This is a genomic window from Arachidicoccus sp., assembly GCF_050436765.1.
GTDB lineage: Bacteria > Bacteroidota > Bacteroidia > Chitinophagales > Chitinophagaceae > Arachidicoccus.
In genome coordinates this window covers 1-5,166 of the sequence record NZ_JBNQGD010000025.1, presented here as the reverse complement: position 1 = coordinate 5,166, position 5,166 = coordinate 1, and the positions used below count along the sequence as shown (strand labels likewise).

Here is a 5,166-nt window from a genome sequence, read left to right as displayed (position 1 = left end):
ATGAGTTCTTTTTCTTTATCCATAATATTGAGTGTTTCTTCCACCTCTTCGTGCGAATGAATATCGTTATCAGTTTGCGGTTGCAAGATAACAGGTTGATGGTTGTTGTATTCTGTTGAAGTATTTCCTATTGCATTATTTGCATAATAGGGTTGAATGCTTCCGGCATCATCATCGAATTTATTCAATAAATTTTCTTTTGTATAATCATTCATTGAATTGGCAATAGAAGGATTCTTCAATAATTCTACAAACATTTTTTTCAATTCAGTTACGTCTTTTTTCATATCAAAAAAGAGTTTGTATAGGATTTCCCTTTCATTGGCGAATTCACTACCCGCATACTTCTGAGAAGCTAATACCGGTAAACGGTTGTTGTGTAATTCGGGTAAAAAACGTTGAAGTTCTACGGTATTAATATTGATAGAGGTACTTAGAACGGAGATTTGTTCGGCTATATTTTTCAACTCACGCACATTTCCCGGCCAAGGGTAATTTATCAGCAATTGCACCGCCTGCTCATCTAATTGGAGTGGTTGTTTCTTATACTTTTCAGCAAAATCTGCAACAAATTTTCTAAACAATAAATAAATATCCTCTTTGCGATCTTTCAGTGCCGGTACACGAATAGGTACGGTGCTTAACCGATAATATAAATCTTCTCTAAATTTCCCCGACTGTGTAAAATCATACAAATCTCTGTTGGTGGCTGCTATTACGCGTACATCCGTTTTTTGAACTTTGGAAGACCCGACGCGAATATATTCGCCGGTTTCTAAAACGCGCAATAATCTTGCTTGTGTACCCAATGGCATTTCACCTATTTCGTCTAGGAAAATAGTACCGCCATTTACCGTTTCGAAATAGCCCTTACGATGATCGACTGCGCCGGTAAAAGAGCCCTTTTCATGGCCAAATAACTCACTATCAATAGTTCCTTCGGGAATGGCGCCGCAGTTGACCGCTATGAACTGGTTGTGCTTACGTGCAGATAAAGAATGAATGATTTGCGAAAATGCTTCTTTGCCCACACCGCTTTCGCCCGCAATCAATACACTTAGATCGGTGTTGGCTACCTGAATAGCTACGTTCAGAGCATAGTTAAGTGCTTGCGCGTTTCCGATTATATCGAACCTGTTTTTTACTGTTTGTAAATCCATTCAGTGTAGATTTTAGATCTATGATTTGAGCCATTAATTTATTCTCAGATTCCCTATATTTAAACAACTACGCCGAGTAAAGTTGCTTTGTTGCATTCTTTCACTTTAACGGTAACATAATCGCCTTTTTGAAAACCGTGTTCACCTTTGGGAAAAACAATTACTTTATTTTGAGAGTTGCGCGCCATCCAGTCGTTTTCACTTTTTTTGCTCTCCCCTTCAATTAATACTTTAAAAGTTTTGCCAACGTCTTTTAAGTTGCTGTTTAAGGAAAGTTGATATTGCATATCCACTACTTCTTGCAAGCGACGTTTTTTTATTTCTAGAGGCACGTCGTCTGTATGTCTACGCGCAGCAAGGGTCCCGGGGCGTTCGCTGTAGTAAAACATATAAGCATAGTCGTATTCGCTAAAGCGCATAATACTTAATGTATCTTGATGATCCTGCTCTGTTTCTGTACAAAAACCTGTGATCATATCGCTGCTGATGCCACAATCGGGGATGATTTTTTTTATCTGCGCTATTTTGGCCATATACCATTCGCGCGTGTAATTGCGATTCATCAATTGTAAAATGCGTGTGCTACCGCTTTGTACAGGCAGGTGAATATAGCTACAAATATTTTCGTATTTGGCAATTGTATGCAATACATCTTCGGTAATATCTTTAGGATGGGAGGTGCTAAACCTTACTCTTAAATCGGGATGCACTTGGGCGACCATTTCCAGTAGTTTGGCAAAAGTGATTGTTTCACTTTTTTCTTCATCCAGAAAATAAAAACTGTCTACATTTTGTCCAAGGAGTGTAACTTCTTTAAAACCTCTGTCAAATAAATCCCTTGCTTCGGCAACGATGGAAAGAGGATTGCGGCTGCGTTCCCGGCCGCGGGTAAAGGGGACAACACAAAAGCTGCACATATTGTTGCATCCACGCATAATAGAGATAAAAGCAGATACTCCGTTACTGTTGAGCCTAACGGGAGAAATGTCAGCATAAGTCTCATCTCGGCTAAGCATTACATTGACCGCTTTCTGGCCGGTTTCCGCCTCTTGCACAAGTGCAGGCAAAGCGCGATAAGCATCCGGGCCTACGACAATGTCTACTAGCTTTTCCTCTTCTAAAAATTTTGATTTTAAGCGCTCTGCCATGCAGCCTAATACACCAACCAATATTCCCGGCCTGGACTCTTTTATTTTCCTAAATTCGGTTAAGCGTTTGCGCACCGTTTGTTCAGCTTTTTCACGAATGGAACACGTATTTACAAAAATCAAATCGGCTTCTTCGCAATTGCGTGTGGCGCCAAAACCTTCTTTATTTAGAATGGAGGCTACAATTTCGCTATCACTAAAATTCATTTGACAACCGTAGCTTTCAATATAAAATTTCTTCGTATATACATTCTCGTCCTTGGTGAAAGGCGCAAATGCCTCTCCTTGCCTTGTTTCAACAATTTCCTTTTGTTGGAGTTTCAGTTCTTCCATTTAAAAAAATACAATTTTAGAAATGCAAAAATAACGAAAAATGCAAGCAATGTCATATTGACAGACAATTAATAAAAAATTAGCTTTTTGATAGTTACTTTTGTTAGTAATTTTAATTTTGAGCCTGTTTGGTTCGAATATTTTGTGAAGACAATGAATTTCTTACTTAATGGAGGGCCGCAAGAGGTCTTACAAAAAAATGGATTCGATTTTGATAAAATTTATTAGGCATTTTTTTCTATTCTTTATTTTTATTTTTTGTGCAATTTTTTGTGCTAGTGCACAGGATATTCCGGTTCGTTCGTTACCATCTGAAATATTTATAACTGTTCGTAAAGCTGCAAAAGATACAATTCCGTGGAAATGGAAGCGCGGCGGCAGCGGTAACCTGAATCTCTCGCAGAGCGCTCTGAAAAACTGGGCAGCCGGCGGTGATAAATTTTCACTTTCTATTTCTTCTTATCTTAATGCGTTTGCGTATTACCGCAAAGGCAATCATACCTGGGATACGAATTTGGATTTTAATTTTGGGTATGTGCAAACCACTTCTTCGGGTGCCAGAAAAAATGATGACCGCATTGCCGGGACTACTAAATATGGGCGCAAACTGGATAGTTCGGGAAAATTGTCTGCTTCTTTTTTAATTAATGGGCGATCTCAACTATTCGATGGGCGTAACTATTTTACTAGAGATAGTTCTAAATTAATTTCTTCTTTCTTGTCTCCGGGGTATGCAGTAGTTTCTGCAGGTCTTGATTATCAGCCGGACAATGCATTGTCTATTTTTGCGTCGCCATTTACCACAAGGCTTACTGTGGTGCTTAATAAATATTTAGCTGAGCAAAATTTATATGGTATTGGTGCGCATCGGTACCGATTTGCGCCGGGTGCCTTTGCTTCCATAAATTACGATAAAAATGTAATGAAAAATATTCACTATAAGGCTAACTTGAATTTGTTTTCGGATTATACACATAATCCAGAAAATGTAGATATGGATATGAGTAATTATCTAAATTTTAAAATTAATAAATTTATATCGGCTTCTTATAGTCTGGATTTGATTTATGATGATGATGTTCGATTATTTGGGCCGCTTGGTACCAGTCCGGGTTTGCAAGTAAAAAGTATGATTGGTGTTGGATTTTCGATGCCTTTTAAAACGGGTTATACACGTAATACCATGTAATTTTTTTGATGTAGATTCACAGTTCCATTTACCAAATAGATTTTCCATGCAAGTAGCCATATATGGTCGTGAGCTGCCCAATGAATATACCGCTGATACTTTTGCATTGTTAGAAGAACTAAGTAAAAGTAATATTGAAGTATTTCTATATAAGACTCTATATCAGCAATATCCGGAAGTATCTTCCTTATTTCCCATGCTTCGTGTATTTAATAATGCGGATGATTTAAATAATGAAATAGATTTTTTGATAAGCCTCGGTGGCGATGGCACTATCCTCGATACTGTTGCACTTGTGAAGAACAGAAACATTCCGATCTTGGGTGTAAATTTTGGGCGTTTAGGGTTTTTGACGGGAACCAGTAAAGAAGCATTCGCGTCTGTCGTGGAAGATTTGCTTAATCGAAATTACATTATCGACAAACGTACCCTTATTCATTTAGACGCCAATAAACCTTTATTTGGTGATACGCCTTTTGCTTTAAATGATTTTACGATTACCAAGCGCGATGCTTCCTCTATGGTGAAGGTACATACCTTTTTAAATGGGGAATTTATCAACACCTATTATGCAGATGGTCTGATCGTAGCCACTCCCACCGGATCCACCGGATATAGTATGAGCTGCAATGGCCCTATTGTTTTTCCTGATTCTTCTAGTTTTGTTATTACACCAATCGCTCCACACCATCTAAATACCAGACCTATTATTGTACCCGATGATAATGTGATTTCTTTTGAGATTGAAAGTCGCTCGGAAGATTTTCTATGTACACTGGACGCCCGACGCGAAATAGTGGACAAAAGTATACATCTGGCTGTCAGGAAAGAAGCTTTTAAAGTGAAACTGATTAGGTTCAAGGAAAATAGTTTTTTATCTACTTTGCGTAATAAACTATCTTGGGGACTGGATAAAAGAAATTAGTCTTATGTATAAAAGGCTCCTTAAATTTCACCTGTCTCCATGCTGATGCGGATCTAATATACAATAATAAAGATCAAGTATTGACCAAGAATTAGTTGGAATATAAGCCTGCACGCTACTTTTAAGGATATTAATCCCTTTTACAAAATTGAAAATCAATAGTTTTTCTTGAGTTTGACACGATTTGGACTTAACTATTTGATTATCAGACATACGATTTTAATTTGGCTCACTACATATTGCAGTAAACGATAATATTATTTTTTGAACTATTTAGGCTAGAGCACAAATTTGTCTTCGGGGATAAGTGGCAAGAGTGCTTTTAAGCCCATTTTCGATTGCAATTTTGCTTCATGTGCAGTTGGAGCAGATCTGATATACACTTTCTGATTATTATGGTTTAATAGGCTG

Annotated in this window: 4 protein-coding genes; 2 read left to right on the top strand and 2 right to left on the bottom strand. The window is 37.7% G+C overall.

What is annotated here, in order from left to right; all coding sequences use genetic code 11:
* Positions 1–1,160 (bottom strand): sigma-54 interaction domain-containing protein (locus tag ACQR30_RS00975; RefSeq protein ID WP_429729982.1); only part of this gene is annotated, 1,160 nt, incomplete at its 3' end.
* Between the two features lie 59 nt (positions 1,161–1,219).
* Positions 1,220–2,641 (bottom strand): tRNA (N6-isopentenyl adenosine(37)-C2)-methylthiotransferase MiaB, encoded by a 1,422-nt coding sequence (miaB, locus tag ACQR30_RS00970; RefSeq protein ID WP_429729979.1) that lies wholly within the window; start codon positions 2,639–2,641, stop codon positions 1,220–1,222.
* A 199-nt stretch (positions 2,642–2,840) separates the two neighbouring features.
* Here miaB and ACQR30_RS00965 point away from each other — a divergent pair, with 199 nt between their 5' ends.
* Together ACQR30_RS00965 and ACQR30_RS00960 are read left to right on the top strand one after the other, a co-directional pair.
* Positions 2,841–3,830 carry a DUF3078 domain-containing protein gene (locus ACQR30_RS00965; RefSeq protein WP_429729976.1) on the top strand — a complete coding sequence of 330 codons (990 nt, stop codon included), beginning with the start codon at positions 2,841–2,843 and terminating at the stop codon, positions 3,828–3,830.
* Between the two features lie 46 nt (positions 3,831–3,876).
* Positions 3,877–4,755, top strand: a complete 879-nt coding sequence (locus tag ACQR30_RS00960) for an NAD kinase (RefSeq protein ID WP_429729974.1) — start codon at positions 3,877–3,879, stop codon at positions 4,753–4,755.
* The last annotated feature ends 411 nt before the right edge of the window (positions 4,756–5,166 follow it).

Excerpts from the sequence above, each read along its gene's own strand:
- miaB (WP_429729979.1), bottom strand. The coding sequence starts at position 2,641 with ATGGAAGAACTGAAACTCCAACAAAAGGAAATTGTTGAAACAAGGCAA.
- ACQR30_RS00965 (WP_429729976.1), top strand. The coding sequence starts at position 2,841 with ATGGATTCGATTTTGATAAAATTTATTAGGCATTTTTTTCTATTCTTT.
- ACQR30_RS00960 (WP_429729974.1), top strand. The coding sequence starts at position 3,877 with ATGCAAGTAGCCATATATGGTCGTGAGCTGCCCAATGAATATACCGCT.